We start from the raw sequence: 20,884 nt of genomic DNA on the forward strand, positions 1-20,884 counted from the left end.
GACGCGGCGGGCCGGGGCCGAGGGGCGGGGCCTCGGTTCCGCCCGGGCGTGCCTCAGTCGGTGGCGTGCACCGCCTCCCGTGGGTCCGCTGCTGCACCGGCCCGCGCGGCCGGCAGCGGGCCCTCGGCCGGCCGCCCGCGGCGCGCCCGCCGGTCCAGCAGGCGTACCGCCAGGCCGTGGAGCAGCAGCCCGACGGTGAGCCCGGCGCCCGCGCCGAAGAGTGCGGATGGCAGATAGTCGAACCACGCCGCCGCGTCCCCGTATTCGGCGTGCGCCCGCAGGACGCGGTCCACCGCGCCGGCCAGGACGCACACCAGCAGCGGGAGGATGAGCAGCAGCCGCATCCGCACGGTCAACGCGGGCACGGCGGCCGCGGCGCCGGCCCTGACCCCGGGGTCGGCGGCCTCGGCGGCCCGTAGCGCCGACCATCCGAACCACACCAGCGCGGTCATCGCCAGCGCCGAGGTGCCGTACTGCAGATACGTCGGCACCGGCCACCCGCCCACGACCCGGTCCAGGCCCGGCACCAGCCGCGTCCCCCAGCGGCCCGGGTGGGTGAAGGCGTCCCACACCACATGGGTCGTCGCACCGAGCACCGCGGAGAGCACGAACCAGCCGGTGAGCGCGGCGAGTTCACGGGGTCCGCGCGGACGCCACGGGCGACCCCGGACGCACAGCGACACCCGGCCCCGCCAGGCCCGCGGCAGCAGCGCCAGCAGCGGGTCGCGCACCAGCAGCCAGCCGCCGACCAGCGCCGCGGTGATCAGCACATCGACCGTCAGCACCCCGGACGGCGCATGGGTGACCGCGCCGAACTCCATACCGCCGGGCACCAGCGTGTCCGCGTAGTACGTCATGTCCGGCGCGAACGACCCCGCCACCAGCGCCGAGGCGACCAGCCGCCCGCGGGCCGTGCCGGTCCGCCGGACGGCCGGCAGCACCGCCGCCGCATGGCTGAGCGTGAACGGCATGACAACCCACCCCTCGATCGATTCAGATCATTATGTGTCCGATGAGGTGGTAGATGCCGGGCCCGAGTTGTCGTAGTGTCGCCTGAGTTGGAGCGCCGGGGAGCGCGACACCACGTCAGAAACGCGGTGCGTCAACGCGGAGGGGACCACGTATGGCAGCCACATTCCGGCGGCGACTTCGCAGGGGAGCGGCCTCGACGGCCGTGGCGGCGTTCGTCCTCGCCGCCCTGACCGCCTCCCAGTCGCCGGACGCCACCGCAAAGGCGGCCAAGGAACAGGAACCCTCCCCGCCGGTCGACACCCCCATCGACGGCGGCGCGCCGTACTACACCGAACTGCCGCCGCACAACAGCCTCGCGCCGCCCCGCCGTTCCTCCCACTCCCGCCCCGACGGCGGCACCCGCGTCATCACCGGGCCCGCCCAGGCCGGCATCCCCGCCACCGTCCTGGCCGCGTACAAGAACGCCCAGTCCCGCATCGACGCCGAGGACCCCGGCTGCCGGCTGCCCTGGCAACTGCTCGCCGGAATCGGCAAGGTCGAATCCGGCCAGGCCGGTGGCGGCGCGGTCGACGCCGAGGGCACCACCCTCCAGCCGATCCTCGGCCCGCAGCTCAACGGCCACGGCTTCGCCCGCATCCTCGACACCGACGGCGGCCGCTACGACGGCGACACCACCCACGACCGCGCCGTCGGCCCGATGCAGTTCATCCCCTCCACCTGGTCCCAGGGCGGTCCGTACCAGGGCGGTTGGGGCGCCGACGGCAACGGCGACGGCAAGAAGGACCCCAACAACGTCTACGACGCCGCGCTCGCCGCCGGCCGCTACCTCTGCGCCGACGGCCGCGATCTGTCGGACCCCGGCGACCTGGACCGCGCCGTCCTCGGCTACAACAACTCCGCCGACTATCTGCGCACCGTGCTGTCCTGGTACACGTTCTACCGCAAGGGCACCTACGAGGTGCCCGACGGCCACGGCGTCCTCCCGGTGCACCACCGCGGGACCCACGAAACCGGCAACGGGCATGAAACCGGGCACGCGGGCGGCCGCACCGGCGGCGGAAGCGGCCAGGGCCGGGCCCACGGCAAGGGTTCCGGCACGCCCGCCAAGCCCCGGCCCGAGCCCAACGGGCCCGCGCGACCCGGCGGTTCCGGTTCCGGCCACACACCGGGCACTCCCACCCCGAAGCCCAAGCCCGGCACCCCCAAGCCCGGCACCCCGGCACCCGCCAAGCCCGGCCCCGTCACCGCTCTCGCCCGCGTCGGCGACCAGGACCTGACCGCCACCGCCGGCACCGACTTCGCCACCGCGCCCCGGGTACGCGCCAAGGACGCCGCGGGCAAGCCCGTCGCCGGCGCCCGGATCCGCTTCACCCTCCCCGCCGGCACCGACGCCCGCTTCCCCGGCAACGCCACCACCGCCACCGTCACCACCGGCAAGGACGGCCTGGCCACCGCGCCCACCCTGCACGCGGGCGACCAGGCCGGCGACTTCACCGTCCGGGCGACGGCCGTCGGCCGCACCCTGCCCGCCGTCACCTTCGACGCCACCGTCAAGGCCAAGCCGGCGCCGAAGGCCGACACCCTCACCCGCACCTCGGACAAGGAACTGACCGCCACCGCCGGCCAGGCCTTCGCCGAGGACGCCGTCGAGATCAAGGCGACCTTCCAGGGCAAGATCGCGGCCGGGGTGCCGGTCACCGCGACCATGGTCACCGACGACCCCGACAAGCCGGTGGAGAACGACCGGGGTCCCTACTTCAAGGACCCGAAGGCCACCGGCGACAACAAGGACAAGCCGGTCCGCACCCTCGCCGGGCTGACCACGGACGCCGACGGCCTGCTGAAACTCCCGAAGATCTACACCGACTCGCACACCGGGACGTTCCTGCTGCGGCTGACCACCGACGACGGCGCCGTCCTCACCGTCAAGCTGAAGGTTGCCGCCCCGGCCACCTCCTGACCACACCGGCGGCCGGCGACCCCGGCCGCAGACCACGGCCGGCCGGCACCCCGCCCGGTCCGCACCGCCGCCCTGCCCGCCGTCCCGGGCAGGGCGGCGGTGCCCCATCTGCCCGGGCGGCACGTGTTCTCATCTCCGCCGCCCGTTGCTACGGTGCCCCCGCCCTGACGCCGTATCAGATGTGCCGGGAGGCGACCATGCGCGCCCTGATTGCCGCCGCGGCCGGACTGGCCGCCGCACTCGCCCTCGTCCTCACCGTCACGGCCGTCGGCACCCCCAGCGGCACCACCTCACCCAAGCCGCTGCTCACCACCGTCCCCGCACACCCCTGAGGGAGGGACGCCGCCGCCATGCGCCGCACCGCCAGCCTGGTACTGCTCGCCTTCGCCGTCTTCTTCACCGCACTCTCCCCGCTGCTGCGGTGGTACGCCTTCCCGCGGCTCGCCAAGATCCCGCCCGGCCAGTACCAGGACATGGTCCTGGAGGCCCGGCCCGCCACCCTCATCGACTACGGCACCATGAAGGCCAGGAAGGTCCCCAAGGTCACCATCGTCCAGACCCTCAAGGGCGACGTCGCCGCCTCCGACCGGATCGAGCGGACCGCCGGCCGCGACGTCGTCGTCTGGGACGCCCTGTCCTACGTCGCCGGACCCGACGGCAAGATGGTCTCCGAGATCCCCGAGCGCTACATCTTCGACGCCCACTCCCAGGACCCCGTGCACGCCACCGGCGAGATGGTCGACGGCGACCCCGTGCACCGCACCGGCATCGAGTACAAGTGGCCGTTCCTCACCGAGAAGCGCGACTACACCTACTTCGACGCCCAGACCCGCACCTCGGCCCCCATCCACTACAAGGGCACCCGCACCTTCCGCGGCCTGGAGGTCTACTACTTCGAGCAGACCATCCCCTGGACCAAGGTCCCGCTGCCCAAGAAGATGCCGGTCAAGGGCATCACCCCGAAGGCCGTCGAGAAGATGGGCACCACCCGCTGGTACGCCACCAAGCGGATGTTCTGGGTCGAGCCGGTCACCGGCGCCCCCGTCAACGGCGAGGAAATCCACCGGGAAGAGCTGCGCGGCGGCGACCTCCTGCCCGGCGGCGGCAAGGTCACCGCGTTCGCCGGCCACGTCAGGATGCGCGCCGACTACGTCGACTCCACCGTCGCCCTGGTGACCTCCCAGCGCACCCTCGTCCTGCTCCTGACCAGCTACCTCCCCTGGGGATTCCTGACCCTCGGCGCCGCACTGCTCGCGCTGAGCCTCCACCTCGAAGCCCGCGGCCGCCGCCCGGCCACCCCGGAGACGGAAGCGGAACCCGCCCTCAACCCCGCCTGAGCCGCGCGGTGGTGTGCCGGGTCGGTTCGGCCGCCGAAGGGTCCTCCGGCCAGGGGTGCTTGGGATAGCGGCCGCGCAACTCCGCGCGCACGGCGCGGTATCCGTCCCGCCAGAACGACGCCAGATCGGCCGTGACGGCGGCCGGGCGCCCCGCCGGCGACAGCAGATGCACCAGCACCGGCACCCGCCCGCCGGCTGTCCGCGGCGACTCCTGCCAGCCGAACAGCTCCTGCAGCTTCACCGCCAGCACCGGCTGCTCCCCGCCGTAGTCCACCCGCACCCGGGAACCGCTCGGCACCTCGATGCGCTCCGGAGCCAGCTCGTCGAAGCGGGCCGCGTCGCCGGTCGCCCAGGGCAGCAGCCGGACCAGCGCCGCAGCCGTGTCGGCCCGCTCCAGATCCGCCCGCCGCCGCGCCCGGCCCAGCTCCACCCCCAGCCAGTCCTCCACCCGCGCGAGCAACGCCGCGTCCGACACGTCCGGCCACGGCGCGCCCAGCTCCCGGTGCAGGAACGCCATCCGCTGCCGCACCGCCACCGCGCCCGCCGGCCACCGCAGCAGCCCGAGCCCTTCCCGGCGCAGCCCGGCCACCACGGCCTCCCGCACCAGCTCCGGATCCGGCGCCGACAGCGGCCGCACCGCCAGCTCGATCGCCCCCAGCCGCTCCACCCGCCGCGCCACCACGTCCCCGTCCGTCCAGCGCACCTCCTCACCCGAGGAATACAGCGCCCGCGCCGCGGCACACGCCGTGTCCTCGTCGATCACCGCCGCCAGCCGTATCCGCGCCGACGCCGCGGCCACCGGCCGGTCCGCCACCGCGACCGCCAGCCACTGCGCGTCCCGCAGCCGCGAACCCTCCCGGCCCGGCTCGGCACCGGTGCCCGACGCCATCAGATAGCTGCCGGCCCCGCGCGCCCGGGCCACCCGCTCGGGAAACGCCAGCGCGGCGACCAGCCCCGCCACCGCGTCGTCCGACGCGCCCCGCCCCGGGCCGTCACCACGGGGCGCCTCCCCGGCCCCGGCCGCACCGGGCTCACCGACCGCCGCCGCCAGCCGCCGCGCCTCCTGCCGCCACCTGGCGGCATAGCCGTCCCCGCCCCGGCGCGCGGTGCGCCAGGCCTCCGCCAGATCGTCCCCGTACGCCCGCGGCGGCTCCTCGCTGAGCAGGGCCACCACCTCCGCCGCCCGTCGCACGCCGACCTCGGCGGAGCCGTCCAGCAGAGCCCGCGCCAGCCGGGGATGCACGCCCATCCGCGCCATCCGCAGCCCCCGCCGCGTCGCCCGGCCCGCCGCGTCCACCGCGCCGACCGCCGTCAGCACCTCCCGGGCCGCGCCCAGCGCCCCGGCCGGCGGCGGGTCCAGCAGCGCCAGACCGCCCGCGTCCGGATCGCCCCAGCACGCCGCCTGCAACGCGAACGCGGTCAGATCGGCCACCCTGATCTCCGGGTCGGGGAAGGCCGGCAGCCGCCCGTCCTCACCCTCCGCCCAGCAGCGGTAGACCACGCCCGGCGCCTCCCGCCCGGCCCGGCCCGCCCGCTGCCGGGCCGCCGCCCGGGACGCCCGTACGGTCGTCAGCGCGCTCAGCCCCCGCGCATGGTCCATCCGCGGCACCCGCGCCAGCCCGCTGTCGACCACCACCCGCACCCCCGGCACGGTCAGACTCGACTCCGCCACCGAGGTCGCCAGCACCACCCTGCGGACGCCGTCGCCGCCCGCCAGTACGGCGTCCTGCACCTCGGCCGGCGCCCGGCCGTGCACCTGCAGCACCTCGGCGTCCACCCCGGCCAGCTCCCCGGCGACCCGCCCGATCTCCCCGACCCCGGGCAGGAAGCACAGCACATCGCCGGTCCGCTCGCGCAGCGCCCGCCGCACCACGCCCGCCACATGAGTCAGCAGCGCCGGATCGACCCGCAGGCCGTGCGCCGGCCGCACCGGCCGCTCCGGGGGCGCCCACACCGTCTCCACCGGATGCGACACGCCCGCCGCCTCCACCACCGGGGCCGGCCCCGCCGCCCCGCCCAGCAGTCCGGCCCACCCCTCGGCGTCCGTCGTCGCCGACGCGGCAACCAGCCGCAGCTCCGGGCGGAGCGTCTCCCGCACGTCCAGCAGGAACGCCGCCGAGGTGTCGGCGTCCAGATGCCGCTCATGGCACTCGTCCAGCACCACGACATCCACCCCGGCCAGCTCCGGATCGCGCTGCAACCGCTGCAGCAACACGCCGGTCGTCACCACCTCCACGGCCGTACGCGGCCCGGCCCGCCGCTCGCCGCGCACCGTGAACCCCACCCGGTCACCCACCTGCTCGCCCAGCAGCCAGGCCATCCGGCGCGCCGCGGCCCGGGCCGCGATCCGCCGCGGCTCGGCGACCAGCACCCGTCGGCGCGGCCCGTCGCCGGTCAGCCCGGCCAGGTCCAGCGGCACCAGCGTCGTCTTGCCGGTGCCCGGCGGGGCGCACAGCACCACGCTGCCGGCCCCGTCGAGGGCGGCGCGCAGCGCGGGCAGGGCGGTCCGTACGGGCAGCTGGGCGAGTGCGTCACGGGCGATCACAACCCCCAGTCTGCCGCCCGCCACCGACAACGCCGCCGGCCGCCGGCAGGGGCCGTTACGCCTCCGCCTCGCACACGAAGATCGCCGTGCCCGGGATCAGATGCCCGCGCAGCGGGGACCAGCCGCCCCACTCCTGGGTGTTCCACTCCGGCCATTCCGGCTCGACGAGGTCCAGCAGCCGGAACCCGGCCGCGACCACGTCCCGCACCCGGTCGCCCAGCGTCCGGTGGTGCTCGACGTACACCGCCCGCCCCAACCCGTCCTGCTCGACGTACGGGGTGCGGTCGAAGTAGGAGGACGCCACCGACAGTCCCTCGGGCCCCGGCTCGTCCGGGAAGGCCCAGCGGAGCGGGTGGGTGACGGAGAAGACGAACCGGCCGCCCGGCCGCAGTACCCGGCGCACCTCGCGCAGCACCCGTACGGGATCGGCGACGAACGGCAGTGCCCCGTATGCCGAGCAGGCGAGATCGAAACTGCCGTCGCGGAAGGGGAGCGCCCCGGCGTCCGCCTCCACCAGGTCCGTGGCGGCGCCCGGCGTCGCGTCGGCGATCCGCAGCGCGTGCTGGAGCTGCCGGTGGGAGATGTCCAGCGCCACCGGGAGCGCGCCCTGCGCCGCCAGCCAGCGGGAGCACTGCGCCGCGCCGGCCCCGATCTCCAGGATCCGGCGGCCCTTCAGCTCGGCGGCCGGCCCCGAGCAGCGCCGCCTCCGCCTCGTCCAGCCCCTCAGGACCCCACACGAACCGGTCGTCCCCCAGGAACGCGCCGTGCTCGCTCTGGTACTCGTCGGCGTTGCGGTCCCACCAGCCCCGATTGGCGCGGCTGCTCTCGGTGTCCGAGGCGTCACGGCGGGTCGCCTCGGGCTCGTGGTCTTGGTTCATCGCGCCCGTCGTCGTAGTCTTCGCTCTGCTTGTTGCTGCAGGGACTGTGAGGCCGCTCGGCCTCGCGGAACATCGCGTGTGCCGGTTTTGGGGCGCTCTGCCCCGGGTGTGCGCGTTCGCGCATTGACCGTGTCCGGCTGCCCCGTATGCTACAAGTTGCGCTGCGGGCTTGCGCGCCTCAGACGGAGCAGGCCGCGCTCGCATCTGTATGCACCCCTCGGTTTTGAGGCGTTTCAGGCGGTTCCGATGCTTCGGCATCCACGAGCCTCCACGAGAGCGTCTCTGACACTGTCCGGCTTATGCAGAGGCGATACGGGCTCTCGGCGTAGCAGTACCTACGACTTCAATGTCCGTACCGGAGCCCTTTCCCACATGACGAGCAGCACCGAGACCACCGCCACCACCCCGCAGGTTGCGGTCAACGACATCGGTAACGAGGAAGCTTTCCTCGCCGCGATCGACGAGACGATCAAGTACTTCAACGACGGCGACATCGTCGACGGCGTCATCGTGAAGGTCGACCGGGACGAGGTCCTGCTCGACATCGGTTACAAGACCGAAGGCGTCATCCCGAGCCGCGAGCTCTCGATCAAGCACGACGTCGACCCCAACGAGGTCGTTGCCGTCGGTGACGAGATCGAGGCCTCGTCCTCCAGAAGGAGGACAAGGAAGGCCGCCTGATCCTCTCGAAGAAGCGCGCCCAGTACGAGCGTGCCTGGGGCACCATCGAGAAGATCAAGGAAGAGGACGGCATCGTCACCGGTACCGTCATCGAGGTCGTCAAGGGTGGTCTCATCCTCGACATCGGCCTCCGTGGCTTCCTCCCGGCCTCCCTGGTCGAGATGCGCCGCGTCCGCGACCTTCAGCCCTACGTGGGCAAGGAGCTCGAGGCCAAGATCATCGAGCTGGACAAGAACCGCAACAACGTGGTCCTGTCCCGCCGCGCCTGGCTGGAGCAGACCCAGAGCGAGGTCCGCCAGACCTTCCTCACCACCCTCCAGAAGGGTCAGGTGCGCTCCGGCGTCGTCTCCTCCATCGTCAACTTCGGTGCCTTCGTGGACCTGGGTGGCGTCGACGGTCTCGTCCACGTCTCCGAGCTGTCCTGGAAGCACATCGACCACCCCTCCGAGGTCGTCGAGGTCGGCCAGGAGGTCACGGTCGAGGTCCTGGACGTCGACATGGACCGCGAGCGCGTCTCCCTGTCGCTCAAGGCGACCCAGGAAGACCCGTGGCAGCAGTTCGCCCGGACCCACCAGATCGGTCAGGTCGTCCCGGGTAAGGTCACCAAGCTCGTTCCGTTCGGTGCGTTCGTGCGCGTCGACGAGGGCATCGAGGGCCTGGTCCACATCTCCGAGCTGGCCGAGCGCCACGTCGAGATCCCGGAGCAGGTCGTCCAGGTCAACGACGAGATCTTCGTCAAGGTCATCGACATCGACCTCGAGCGTCGTCGCATCAGCCTCTCGCTGAAGCAGGCCAACGAGTCCTTCGGTGCCGACCCGACGGCGGTCGAGTTCGACCCGACCCTGTACGGCATGGCCGCGTCCTACGACGACCAGGGCAACTACATCTACCCCGAGGGCTTCGACCCGAGACCAACGACTGGCTCGAGGGCTACGAGACCCAGCGCGAGGCCTGGGAGAACCAGTACGCCGAGGCGCAGCAGCGCTTCGAGCAGCACCAGGCCCAGGTCATCAAGTCCCGCGAGGCCGACGAGCAGGCTGCGGCCGAGGGCGCTGCGGCGCCGGCGGCGCAGGGTGGCGGCCAGGCCGGCGGCGGCCAGGCCGGCGGCGGCTCGTACTCCTCGGAGTCGGCGGACAACGCCGGCGCCCTGGCGTCGGACGAGGCGCTCGCCGCGCTCCCGCGAGAAGCTGGCCGGCGGCCAGAGCTGAGCTCGCGCCGGTAGGCAGTAGCTGATCGACGAAGGCCCGTTCCCCTCGGGGAGCGGGCCTTCGCCGTGCCATCGTGCCGTCGAGTCGCTGGTGCCGTCTGCCGTCTGCCGTCGAGCCGTCGAGCCGTCGGGCCCTCGGGCCTTTGGTGGGCGTCGTGTTCTTCGCCGTGCCGCCGTGGCCGTGGCCCCACGGAGGTGCGTTGCGGGGCCAGGGCGCGCTCCGGTCGGGGCAATCGCGGGTCAGCCCACGGGGACGCCCGGATGGGCAGCGCCGCGGCCACCGGTGACGGTGTTGACCCCCGCGATGGTCACCGGGCAACCGGCCGTGTCGCAGTGGGTGATGTCGCGGCGTCCATCACGATCCCCTTCTGACTGCCGGTGACGGTGATCCCTTGACGGTCCAGTACGAGGCGCCGCTCACGTACAGCCCGTAGCCGCCGCCCGCGGTGAGCACGGCCCGGGGCGAACCGGTCAGCGTGATGCGGGAGTCGGAGACGGAGACGGAGGTGCGGTAGCGGTGGCCTTGAAGTTGCCTGCTGGGAGGCGTCAGGGCTTCGGGTGAGAAGCGGATGGAGGATCAATTCGCCCTCGGGGGAGGTGGGTTGGGGTCATCTTCGTGAATGGGGAGAGGGGGAAGGTGGGGCTCGCCCGGAACAGGGCACAGTAGGGGCACGGGCGGCCGCGGAACGGTGGGGTCCGGTGGTGGCGGGAACTGTCCGGTACGGGACCGGGTCATATCCACGGCCGGGAATGCCGACGGCCGACCGCACGTTGCCGTTCATGAGAACGAGGAGGAGCGGTCACTGTGTTGGATCCCCAGGGTTTGTACGAATGGGAGCCGAGCGGGCTCGCGGAGGTCGAGGCGCTGGCCTCGCGGGACTCGGCCGGGCTGGTGCTGCTGTACCACTTCGACGGGTACATCGACGCCGGTGAGACGGGCGACCAGATCGTCCAGCGGCTGCTGGACGGCCTGCCGCACCGGGTCGTGGCCCGCTTCGACCACGACCGCCTCATCGACTACCGCGCCCGCCGCCCGCTGCTCACCTTCGAGCGCAACCGCTGGACCGCCTACGAAACGCCGAGCATCGAGCTGAAGCTGGTGCGCGACACCACCGATGCGCCGTTCCTGCTGCTGTCCGGCCCGGAGCCGGACGTCGAGTGGGAGCGCTTCGCGGCCGCCGTGAAGGAGATCATCGAGCGGCTCGGGGTGCGTCTCTCGGTCAACTTCCACGGCATCCCGATGGGCGTCCCGCACACCCGCCCGGTCGGCATCACCCCGCACGGCAACCGCACCGACCTGATGCCCGGGCACGCCAGCTTCTTCGACGAGGCCCAGGTTCCGGGAAGCGCGGAGGCGCTGATCGAATACCGCCTGGCGGAGGCGGGGCACGACGTGCTCGGCGTGGCGGCGCACGTACCGCACTACATCGCCCCTCCGCGTACCCGGACGCGGCGCTGACGGTCCTGGAGGCCGTGACGGCGGCGACCGGCCTGGTGCTGCCCGGCCCGGCGCATGCACTGCGTACGGAGGCGCTGCGCACTCAGGAGGAGATCGAGCGGCAGATCTCCGAGGGCGACGAGGAACTGGTCGCGCTGGTCAGTGGGCTGGAGCACCAGTACGACGCGGTGGCCGGTGCCGAGACCCGGGGGAATCTGGTGGCCGAACCGGTGGAGCTCCCCTCGGCCGATGAGATCGGCCGGGAATTCGAGCGCTTCCTGGCGGAACGGGAGGGCGACGGCGGGCCCGCCTGACGCGGCACCGCCCCCGCTCCCTCCCCGCCTCCGGGGCCCTGCCCTGGCTCTCTTCGGCCCTTTCCCGGATGTCGCTTCCCCGCAGCGCCGCGCCTCGGGCAACGTATAGCGTGGGCCCATGGTGAAGGTGGGGCTGACCGGCGGCATCGGCGCGGGCAAGAGTGAGGTTTCACGACTGCTGGCGTCGTACGGCGCGGTCATCGTGGACGCGGACAAGATCGCACGCGAGGTCGTCGAGCCGGGCACGCCCGGACTCGCGTCGGTGGTCGAGGAGTTCGGTGAGGACGTCCTCGCGCCGGACGGCACGCTGGACCGCCCCAAGCTGGGCGGCATCGTGTTCGCCGACCCCGGGAAACTCAAGGCGCTCAATGCGATCGTGCACCCCTGGTGGGTGCGCGGTCGGCGGAACTCGAGCATCGGCAGGCCCGGACGCGGTGGTCGTGCACGACGTCCCCCTCCTCACGGAGAACGGCCTGGCGCCGCTCTACGACCTGGTGGTCGTGATCGACGCCGCCCCCGAAACCCAGCTGGACCGCCTGGTGCGGCTGCGCGGCATGGCGGAGGACGAGGCGAAGTCCCGGATGGCCGCCCAGGCCACCCGCGAACAACGGCTGGCGATCGCCGACCTGGTCATCGACAACGACGGCCCCCTGGAGGCCCTGGAACCCCAGGTCCGCAAGGTGTGGGAACGCCTCCGCAACGGTTGAGGCGGCTGAGGCACGGCCGCCGGGCGCATGAGGTGACGGCCGTCGGGCGGACAAGGTGCGGGCCGCCGGCCGGACTAGGTGACGGGTGCCGGGCCGGCTGAGTGACGGGCTTGGGCCCGCCGAGGGATGCGTGCACGGGCAGGCTGAGTGACGGGCTCGGGCCCGCAGGGGATGCGCGCACGGGCCGGCTGAGGCGATGGGCGTCGCGCCGGTAGGCGGAAGCGGGTGCCGGGCCGGCTGGGGGCGAGGCCCGGCCCGGTGGGGGAGTGGCTGCCGGGCTCGAACGGCCGGGCGATACCCTCGCCGCCATGACTGCTGCTTCCGATCTTGACGCCCAGCTCTCGGCCGGCGAGCCTGTAGCCGAGTCGGTGACCGAGCCCGCCTCCTCACCTTCCGCTGCCGAATCGGCACCTCCCTCCTTCGTCGTGAACATCCCCGGCATCGCGGACGCCGACCTGGAGCCGGAGCCGCTGGACCCCTCGCAGATCGTCTCCGGTACGCCCGAGGTGACGGGGAAGGGTTGTGGGAGTCCGCCGACGGCCAGCAGATCCGCGGTATCTGGCAGATCACGCCGGGTGTGGTGACCGACACCGAGGCCAATGAACTGTTCGTCGTCGTCAGCGGACGCGCCACCATCGAGGTGGAAGGCGGCTCGGTCCTCGAGGTGGGCCCCGGCGACGCCTGCATCCTCCGCGAGGGCGACCGCACCCGCTGGACCGTCCACGAGACGCTCCGCAAGGCGTACCACATCAGCCTCTAGCGGCCCTCTGGCGGCAGGGCTCATGAGGGAGCGGACGGTGGTCCGGCCGAGCGTCCCCGGGGCTGCTTCGGCCTCCGCCGGATCCGGGGAATGCCGTGGCCGACAGGGTTGTTGTGGCCCCAGGTAACACCGTACGGTCCCTGGCGGACGCATGCCTGCGCCGACAGCGACGCCGGTGGAGAGGAGTAGGTCGTGCCCGAGAGCAGCCCCGAGACGCATGTCATCGACTTCCGTGCTGCGGAGCAGCTGCTGGCCGCCCGCGACCCCCGCGGCGCGATCCGGTTGCTGGACTCGGTCATCAGCGCGCATCCGGACAACACCGCGGCCCGACTGCTGCGCGCCCGTGCCTTTTTCCTCGCCGCTCAACTACGGCCGGCGGAGCTTGAGTTCCAGATCGTGCTGGAGCGTGAGCCCGACAACGCGTTCGCGCACTTCGCGCTCGCCCGCACCCTGGAGCGCGCCGCCCGCCCTGACGAGGCGCTCCGCCACTTCCGGCTGGCGGCGGCCTCGACCCCCGCCCGGAGTTCATCCAGGCGGCCCGCTTCGCCCCGGACGCCACGGGCAACGGTGACCGGGCTCCGAAGGACGCCCCCGACCGGCCGGGCGGCGAGGACACAGGACCGCGGTAGGTGGGGATGGTCCACCGAGTAGGGAGGCCGGCCGCCGCCGGGTCACGGCCGGCCGCCGCGTCACGGCCAGTGGTCGAGTCACGGCCTACTGCCGCGGCGGCGGTCCGTGTCGTTGCGTATGCCGAAGACATCGTTCCGGCCGCGGTCGGGCTCGTACGGTGGTACGTCCTTGCCCGGTTGGTAGTGCGGTCCCTGGCGGATGTGGCGGATGACCATGATCAGGTCTGCGGCTGCCACCATGGCGAGTGCGGCACACGCGGCCGCCCATTCCGGCCGCCCGAAGTCGGCGAAGGCCACGGCCCCGGCGACGGCCCACGCAGTCCCCACAGTGCCAGTCCGCAGCGTATTTTCAGCGGGCTGCGTGCCTGCAGGGGCTCATTTCCCGTACGCATCGGCCTCATCTCCCACTTCACCTTCCAGGATCCTCCCGATCCATGAGTCCGTCACTGCTCTTCCTCGCCTTGGTCGGTCTTCGTCTCCTTCGCCGTCTTGTGCGTGGGGCAAGGCGTGGGGCGGGGATCGCCGGCCGGGTGGCCGTTGATCCAGGACAGCCCGCCGATGTCGAGCCGCGAGCGGGCGCGGGTCACGGCCACGTACGCCAGGCGCGCCTCGTCGACGTCGATGGGGCCGGGGAGCGGCTGCCCGGTGTCGTCGCGCTCGTCGAGGTCATCGGGGCCGGTGAAGTCGTCCGCGATGCGTACGCTCGGCCACTCGCGACCCTTGGCCCGATGGGCCGTGGACACCGTCACCTCGGCAGAGTCCTCGGGGGAGAGCCGGTCCAGGGCCCGGAGCACGGCGGCCGTGCCGTGCTCGTCGACGAGTTCCACCAGCGGCAGGAGGTCCCGTCCGGCCGGATCGCACTCCGCGTACTCGCGCAGCTCGGCCCAGGTTTCGAAGAGCATCAGCTCCGGATGGCCGGTCCGGCGTCCGGCTTCGAGGTCGTGCACGGCGCGCGCCAGGGCGCTCAGGGTCTCGCCGCCGCCGCGAGGGCGACCCGGCGGTCCGCCTCCAACTGCCGTATCACCTCCACCATCGCCCCCACGTTGGTCCGGCACAGAATGGCCTCGGGGGAGCGGACCGGGCACAGCTCCGTCTTCCGGTCCGGGGAGCCTCGGAGCCGGATCGGCGCGTCGACGATCGCGAGCCAGCGGTTGGCCTCGGCCGCCAGCGCCGGTCCGAAGCGGAAGGAGTGGGAGAGGGTGAGCCGTCGGCCGTCGAAGCCGGTCATCACGTCGCGGGCACCGCGCCAGCCGTAGATGGCCTGGGCGGAGTCCCCGACCAGCACCAGCTGGGCGTGGTCGCGCTGTGCGGTGAAGACCTGCTCGACGACGGGTTGGTGTCCTGGGCCTCGTCCAGGAGCAGGAAGTCGGCCGGGATGACGGGCTCGGTCAGGGCCCACATCTTCAGGTAGTGGTCGTGCTCGAAGCGGACCACGCCGTGGTCGGGGCGCTGCAGATCGGCCCAGGCCTTGCGGGCGTACGGCAGGACGGCCTCGGCGAGGTGGGCGTGCAGCGGCGGGGATTCGGCGCCGCGCAGGGGCGGGACGTGCCGGGCCTGGAGCTCGCGGTCCGCCGAGTGGCAGAAGCGGGTGACGGTGCGCAGGGCCGTATAGGAGAGTGCCTTGTGCGTGACCGTGCGCGCACCGATGCGTAAGGACATACCGTCCTCGATGCCCAGGGCTGCGCCGGTGCGCCAGCCCGCTTGCCGTGGGGCGTTCATCCGGGACTGATACCGCTTGCCCACGGCGGTGTAGGCGAGGGCGTGGGCGGTCCCGCAGGCGACCTCGGTCGGGAAGGTCCGGGCGGCGTGCCGGGCGACGGCTCTGTTGAAGGCGATATAGCGGCCGAGCCGGCCCTGCTGTCGCGCGGAGTGCGCGAGCATCGCCAGCGTCGTCGTCTTGCCGGTGCCGGCACCGGCCTGGATCACGAGGTGGGTGCCGGTCGGAAAGAGCTCGGCGGCGGCGCGCTGTTCGGGAGTCGGGGTGTGCATCGGGCTGCCTTTCGGTGTGGGGTGGCGGCGGAGGCGGGAGGCCCCCGCCCGCCGATCGACATCAATCGATCACTGAGAGTGACGACGTAACTGACTGTAGCCGATCGCGGCGGATCCGCGACGAATCTTTTTCTGCCTGTGGATAACTCAGCCGCCCGGCGCCCGCCGCCCCGCCGGCCGACGGCGTTGTCAGTGCCGTCTGCTTTCATCGGGAGTCGGCAGGAGCCGGAGGATTCGGACGTCAGGAGACGGCATGAGCGAGCGGTGGGATGACGGCAGGTATGCCGCCGCGGCCTGCTGTGCCGCGGTCTTTCTGCCCGCGCAGCCGCCCCGCGCCGGACGGATCGCGCTCTGGCGACCCGACGGCGGGCCGCTCCCCGAGCCCGGCACCGGTGCGCGCGACGACGGCGCGCAGCAGACGGGCGCGGAGGCGACGCGGCTGACCGTGGCCCGCCGTCATGGCAGCGGCGCCCGGGCGCGCACGGTTCCGGCCGTGCTGCTGCCGCTGGCCGAGGCAGTCCCCCTGCTCGTCCGCGCCCGGCACGATCCGGCCGCTGATCCCGCCGCCGCCTGTTGGGGGGCCGCCACCCTGCACGCGCTGCATCTCGCCGCGCGCGGGCGGCTGCTGCCCGGGCTGACGCCCGAGGACACCGACGCCTGGCGGGCCGGCCCGCTCGACCCGGACGACATCGCGCACCTCCGGGCGATCGCCGCCGCCATGCCCGCCGAGGCCTACGCCGTCCCCCTCCCCGGCAGCCGGCCGCTGCAACTGCACGACCCGCAGACCTGGTGCGGCGCTATGTGGACGCCGTGGTGGACGCGCTGCCCCGTACCCCGGCCGCCGAGCTGGTGGCCGGCGCTCCCTTCGCCGCGTACGCACCGCAGCGCCTCCCCGGTGCGCGCGACTGGGCCGCCGAGGTCGCGGCCGGCGTCGATGCGGGGGTACGACTGTCCCTGCGCCTCGATCTCGCGCCGGACCGGCTCTTCGACGTCACGGGTGAGGGCGAAGCGGACGGCGAGGGGAGCGCGGCGGTGGTGCTGCAGGTGCAGAGCCTCACGGACCCGACGCTGATCGCCGACGCCCGGCAGTTGTGGGACGGTGAGGGGCCCGACCACTTCGGTCCGCGCTCCCGCGTCGACACCCTGCTCGCGCTGCGCCGTGCCGCCCGGTCTGGGCCCCGCTGACCCGCCTCCTGGAGCGGCCGGTCCCCGACGTCCTCCCCCTGGGGGACGAGCTCTACGAGCTGCTGGGGGATGCCGCGCCCCGGCTCGGTGCCGCGGGCATCGCCGTCCACTGGCCCCGGGAACTGGCCCGCGGGCTGACCGCGGCCGCGGTGCTGCGCTCTGCGCCCGGCTCCGCCGCGGACGGCTTCGGGTTCTTCGAGACCGGCCAACTGCTGCAATTCCGCTGGCAGCTGGCGATGGACGGACTCCCGCTGACCGAGGCCGAAATGGACGAACTCGCCGAGGCGCACCGCCCCGTCGTCCGGCTGCGCGACCAGTGGGTCCTGGTGGACCCCGGCTCGTGCGCAAGGCCCGCAAGCGGGAACTGGGCTATCTGGAGCCGGCCGACGCCCTCGCCGCGACGCTCAACGGCACCGCCGAGGTGGACGGGGAGCAGGTCGAGGTGGTGCCTCTGGGGGCGCTCGCCGCGCTGCGCGACCGCCTCACCTCCGAAGCGCCCCCCTGCCCCAGCCGTCCGGACTGCGCGCGACGCTCCGCGACTACCAACTACGGGGCATGACCTGGCTCGACACCATGACCACCCTCGGCCTCGGCGGCTGCCTGGCCGACGACATGGGCCTGGGCAAGACCATCACCGTCATCGCCCTCCATCTGCACCGGCGCCCCACCGACCCGGTCCTGGTGGTTTGCCCGGCCTCCCTCCTCGGCAACTGGCAGCGCGAGATCGAGCGCTTCGCCCCCGGCACGCCCGTACGGCGCTTCCACGGCACCGGCCGCAGCCTGGACGGCCTGACGGGCGGCTTCGTGCTGACGACGTACGGCACGATGCGCAGCAGCGCCGCCGAACTGGCCGCCCGGCGCTGGGCCTGGGTCGTCGCCGACGAGGCGCAGCACGTGAAGAACCCCCGCTCGTCCACGGCCAAGGCGCTGCGCGACATCAAGGCGCCGGCCCGGATCGCCCTCACGGGCACCCCGGTCGAGAACAACCTCTCCGAGCTGTGGGCGCTCCTCGACTGGACCACGCCCGGCCTGCTCGGACGGCTGAAGACGTTCCGGGCCCTGCACGCCCGCGAGGTCGAGGGCGGCCAGGACCCGGAGGCCGCCGAGCGACTGGCCAGGCTGGTGCGGCCGTTCGTCCTGCGCCGCAAGAAGTCCGACCCGGGGATCGCCCCCGAGCTCCCGCCCAAGACGGAGACGGACCACCCGTCGCCCTCGGACGCGAACAGGCCGCCCTGTATCAGGCCGTGGTCCGCGAGACCCTCGCCCGGATCGAGACCGCCGAGGGCATCGCCCGCCGCGGCCTGGTCATGAAGCTGCTCACGGCCCTCAAGCAGATCTGCAACCACCCCGCGCAGTACCTCAAGGAGACCGCCCCGGGCCTGGCCGCCCGCTCCGGGAAGCTCGAACTCCTCGATGAGCTCCTGGAGACGATCCTCGCCGAGGGCGGCTCCACCCTGGTCTTCACCCAGTACGTGAGCATGGCCCGGCTCCTCGAACGCCATCTGGCCGCCCGCGGCATCCCCGCCCAGCTGCTGCACGGCGGAACGCCCGTCGCCGAACGGGAGAAGATGGTCGACCGGTTCCAGTCGGGGCACGCCCCGGTTTTCCTGCTGTCCTTGAAGGCGGCGGGCACCGGGCTCAATCTGACCCGCGCCGGGCATGTGATCCTACGACCGCTGGTGGAATCCGGCGGTGGAGGAGCAGGCCACCGACCGCGCCTACCGCATCGGCCAGACCCAGCCGGTGCAGGTCCACCGCCTGATCACCGAAGGCACCGTCGAGGACAACATCGCCCAACTCCTCGCCGCAAAAGGGCGCTCGCCGACGCCGTGCTCTCGGGAGGGGAAACCGCGCTCACCGAACTCTCCGATGCCGAGCTGGCCGATCTCGTCTCCCTGAGGAGGGCCGCATGATCCCCCGCCGCCCCTCGGGGCGCGCCGCCGCCGCGGACCGGCTGGCCCGCGCCGACCGTACGCGCTCCTTCCCGCCCCTGCCGCCCCGGCCCGGCGCCCGGGGCCTGTTCGCCGAGTCCTGGTGGGGCAGCGCCTGGCTGGACGCCCTGGAGACCACCGCGCTCGACAGCGCCCGGCTCGCCCCGCGCGGACCTACGCCCGCGACGGCCACGTCGACCCCATCAACGTCACCCCGGGCCGCATCCTCCGCCACCGTACGGGGCAGCAGGCCCCGCCCCTACAGCGCCGAGATCCGCCTGCGCACCCTCAGCGACCACGATGGACGGCCTCCTGGACGCCGTCGCCGCGGAACCGGACCAACTCGCCGCCCTGCTGGCCAAAAAGCTCCCGCGGACCCTGGCCGAGGGCGAAGTGCGTCTCCTTCCCGGGCCGGGCGACCTCGTCCCCCGCTGCTCGTGCCCGACCACGGCAGGCCCTGCAAACACCCGCCGCCGCCCTCTGCTTCCAGGTGGCCAGGCTGCTGGACGCCGACCCGTTCGTGCTGCTGCTGATTGCGCGCCGCGGCGAGCGCGAACTCCTCGACGCGCTCGCCCGCCGTAACACCGCCTCACGCCGGGGAGGCGCACACCCGGACACCGGACGGTACGGCTCCACCCGCCAGGAGGGAGTGAGGCCCGGCGGATCGGCGCCGTCCGGGCCTCCGGAGCCGCTCCCGAAGCTCCGGACGCACCCCGCGCCGGGGTCGCCCGCGCCGCGCCCCGTCCTCGCCCGCGCCGCCCTCGCCGACCGCCACCGGCGGCCCTCCCGCCGCCCCTGCCCGCCCCGCCGCAGCCCGGCCGGCCACACGCCCTCCCCGAGGGCGACGGCCTGCCCTTCGACCCGCCACCCTCGAACTGCTTGCCGCCGACGCCGCGGCCCGCGCCCACGCCTGCTCACCACCGCTGCGGACCCCGGCGGACGGCCGGCCCCCAGCGGCCCGTTCCCGGAACTCCCGCCTGGGAGGACGCCCGTGCGCCTCGCCGCCACGGCCCACCCCCACCGGGGCTGACCTCCGCCACCCGCACCCTCTACCGCGATCTCGCCGCGGCGACCGGCCGGACGCCGACGGACGTGGCCCGCTCCGTCGCCGCCTGGCGCCAGGGCGGACCCGAAGGGCTCGCCCTCCTCCACACCACCTGGAACCCCCGGCCGCGACTTCGACCGGGCCCGCAGCGCCCTCCGCGCCGCGGACCTGCCGGCCTCCGACCCCGCCACAACCACCTCACCGACCCGGCGCGCGGCCTCCAGCTCCGCTTCGGACACGACCACCGCTGGTACCCGTACGAATCCGAACCGGGCGCCGAGGACTGGTGGCCCGCCGGCCCCGCCGACCCCGACCCGGTAGGCGCCCTCACCACCCTGCTCGCACGATGACTAACCTCAACGCCGTGGAAGGTCTCGACACACTCACCCGCCTCCTCGCCCGCCGCACCCCCGAGCAGCTCGCCGCGCTCCTCACCCGCCACGCCGAGCCGCTCGCCCGCCGCCCCGCCCCCACCGAACTCCGCGGCCCTGGCAAACCGCCTTGTGGTCCTACGAAACCCTCCACCACCTGGTGCTGCACCTCGACCACCCCCGGCTCCGGATACTCGCCACCACCAGCCCGGCTCAGCCAGGAACGCACCGGGCGGACCGCCCCCGCGCCCGGCGCCGACTACCAGTCCCTGATGGCGCACCGGCTCTCCTTCGCCCACCTGGCCGGCGAACCGGTCCCGCCCCAGGACGTGTTCGCCGCGCTCGGCGCCGACCGGCCGGACCGGCACGCTCCGCCGCCGAGGGCGGCCCTGCGTGCCCTCTACGACGACGGTCTCGGCCGCCCCCACCGAAGACGCGCGCCGTCGTCGTCCCCGCCGCGCCTCCCCAACTCCTCGCGCGACGACCTCGGCCCGTTCCGCCCCGACGCCCCACGGCTCACCCCGGACCCGAGCGCGACCCCGGCATGGCCCGCCGCACCGGTCCCGGCGACCTCGCCGTACGACGAGTCCCGGGCCGCCGCGGCTGCCTTCGCCGCCACCCTGGAGCGCCTGCTGGCCTCCCTGGCCACTCAGCCCGCCGCCCTCCGCAAGTCCGCGGGCTGGCCGTACGGGAGATCAAACGGCTGGCCAAGGCCGCCGGCGCCACCGAACCGCACGTCCGCCTGCTCCTCGACCTCGCCCTGGCCGCCGAGCTGATCGCCCTCACCCGCACCCCGTCGGGGATCACCGCGCTCCCCACCGGCGCCTACGACGGACGGCTGCTGGACCGCCCGCCCGGCGCCCGCCTCGCCCCCGTCCTCGCCGCCTGGTCCGCCCTGTGGGCCCCCCACCCACACGCCGTTCGGGGAGACCCCG

The 20,884-nt window shown here is 73.8% G+C and carries 7 protein-coding genes and 10 pseudogenes; 11 read left to right on the top strand and 6 right to left on the bottom strand.

The genetic code is table 11. The features are described 5' to 3' along the window. Positions 1 to 53: 53 nt before the first annotated feature. Positions 54 to 971 (bottom strand): DUF4184 family protein, encoded by a 918-nt coding sequence (locus tag OJ254_RS18155; protein ID WP_265363169.1) that lies wholly within the window; start codon positions 969 to 971, stop codon positions 54 to 56. 152 nt (positions 972 to 1,123) lie between these two features. On the opposite strand from OJ254_RS18155, the gene OJ254_RS18160 reads away from it, so the two are divergent. The 3 genes from OJ254_RS18160 (at position 1,124) to pgfA (ending at position 4,269) form a co-directional block, all read left to right on the top strand. Then, on the top strand, positions 1,124 to 2,932 hold the full coding sequence (locus tag OJ254_RS18160) for a lytic transglycosylase domain-containing protein (RefSeq protein WP_265363170.1): 1,809 nt from the start codon (positions 1,124 to 1,126) through the stop codon (positions 2,930 to 2,932). A gap of 197 nt (positions 2,933 to 3,129) precedes the next feature. Then, positions 3,130 to 3,264: an SPW_0924 family protein gene (locus OJ254_RS18165; protein ID WP_265363171.1), complete on the top strand. Its 135-nt coding sequence runs from the start codon at positions 3,130 to 3,132 to the stop codon at positions 3,262 to 3,264. 18 nt (positions 3,265 to 3,282) lie between these two features. Next, positions 3,283 to 4,269, top strand: coding sequence for a cell envelope lipid trafficking protein PgfA (gene pgfA / locus OJ254_RS18170; protein ID WP_265363172.1), 987 nt, complete (start codon positions 3,283 to 3,285; stop codon positions 4,267 to 4,269). Here the strand turns inward: pgfA and hrpB are convergent. Both hrpB and OJ254_RS18180 read right to left on the bottom strand, forming a co-directional pair. Continuing rightward, positions 4,256 to 6,814: an ATP-dependent helicase HrpB gene (hrpB, locus tag OJ254_RS18175; RefSeq protein WP_265363173.1), complete on the bottom strand. Its 2,559-nt coding sequence runs from the start codon at positions 6,812 to 6,814 to the stop codon at positions 4,256 to 4,258. The two genes, pgfA and hrpB, sit on opposite strands and share 14 nt — an antisense overlap. A gap of 55 nt (positions 6,815 to 6,869) precedes the next feature. Beyond that, positions 6,870 to 7,692 (bottom strand): annotated as a pseudogene (locus OJ254_RS18180) (class I SAM-dependent methyltransferase). 372 nt (positions 7,693 to 8,064) lie between these two features. Between OJ254_RS18180 and rpsA the strand changes: the two are divergent. After that, positions 8,065 to 9,581 (top strand): annotated as a pseudogene (gene rpsA, locus OJ254_RS18185) (30S ribosomal protein S1). Positions 9,582 to 9,924: 343 nt separating this feature from the next. Here the strand turns inward: rpsA and OJ254_RS18190 are convergent. Further along, a pseudogene (locus OJ254_RS18190) lies at positions 9,925 to 10,073 on the bottom strand (right-handed parallel beta-helix repeat-containing protein); the annotation flags it as partial. Positions 10,074 to 10,385: 312 nt separating this feature from the next. Here OJ254_RS18190 and OJ254_RS18195 point away from each other — a divergent pair. The 4 pseudogenes from OJ254_RS18195 (at position 10,386) to OJ254_RS18210 (ending at position 13,428) form a co-directional block, all read left to right on the top strand. Then, positions 10,386 to 11,332: pseudogene (locus tag OJ254_RS18195) on the top strand (PAC2 family protein). A 118-nt stretch (positions 11,333 to 11,450) separates the two neighbouring features. Then, positions 11,451 to 12,039 (top strand): annotated as a pseudogene (gene coaE / locus OJ254_RS18200) (dephospho-CoA kinase). Between the two features lie 425 nt (positions 12,040 to 12,464). Next, positions 12,465 to 12,799 (top strand): annotated as a pseudogene (locus OJ254_RS18205) (cupin domain-containing protein). A 192-nt stretch (positions 12,800 to 12,991) separates the two neighbouring features. Beyond that, positions 12,992 to 13,428 (top strand): annotated as a pseudogene (locus tag OJ254_RS18210) (tetratricopeptide repeat protein). A 78-nt stretch (positions 13,429 to 13,506) separates the two neighbouring features. Here the strand turns inward: OJ254_RS18210 and OJ254_RS18215 are convergent. Next, a pseudogene (locus OJ254_RS18215) lies at positions 13,507 to 13,820 on the bottom strand (DUF6343 family protein). 51 nt (positions 13,821 to 13,871) lie between these two features. Next, positions 13,872 to 15,417, bottom strand: a pseudogene (locus OJ254_RS18220) (UvrD-helicase domain-containing protein). Between the two features lie 253 nt (positions 15,418 to 15,670). Between OJ254_RS18220 and OJ254_RS18225 the strand changes: the two are divergent. From OJ254_RS18225 to OJ254_RS18235, 3 genes and pseudogenes are all read left to right on the top strand, one after another. After that, a pseudogene (locus OJ254_RS18225) lies at positions 15,671 to 18,515 on the top strand (DEAD/DEAH box helicase). An 897-nt stretch (positions 18,516 to 19,412) separates the two neighbouring features. Then, the gene (locus OJ254_RS18230) at positions 19,413 to 19,928 is read left to right on the top strand and encodes a hypothetical protein (protein WP_265363174.1); all 516 of its coding nucleotides are present in this window, start codon (positions 19,413 to 19,415) and stop codon (positions 19,926 to 19,928) included. Between the two features lie 14 nt (positions 19,929 to 19,942). After that, positions 19,943 to 20,725 carry a hypothetical protein gene (locus OJ254_RS18235; RefSeq protein ID WP_265363175.1) on the top strand — a complete coding sequence of 261 codons (783 nt, stop codon included), beginning with the start codon at positions 19,943 to 19,945 and terminating at the stop codon, positions 20,723 to 20,725. Positions 20,726 to 20,884: the final 159 nt, after the last annotated feature.

It is taken from the genome of Streptomyces endophytica, assembly GCF_026153355.1.
Lineage (GTDB): Bacteria > Actinomycetota > Actinomycetes > Streptomycetales > Streptomycetaceae > Streptomyces > Streptomyces endophytica.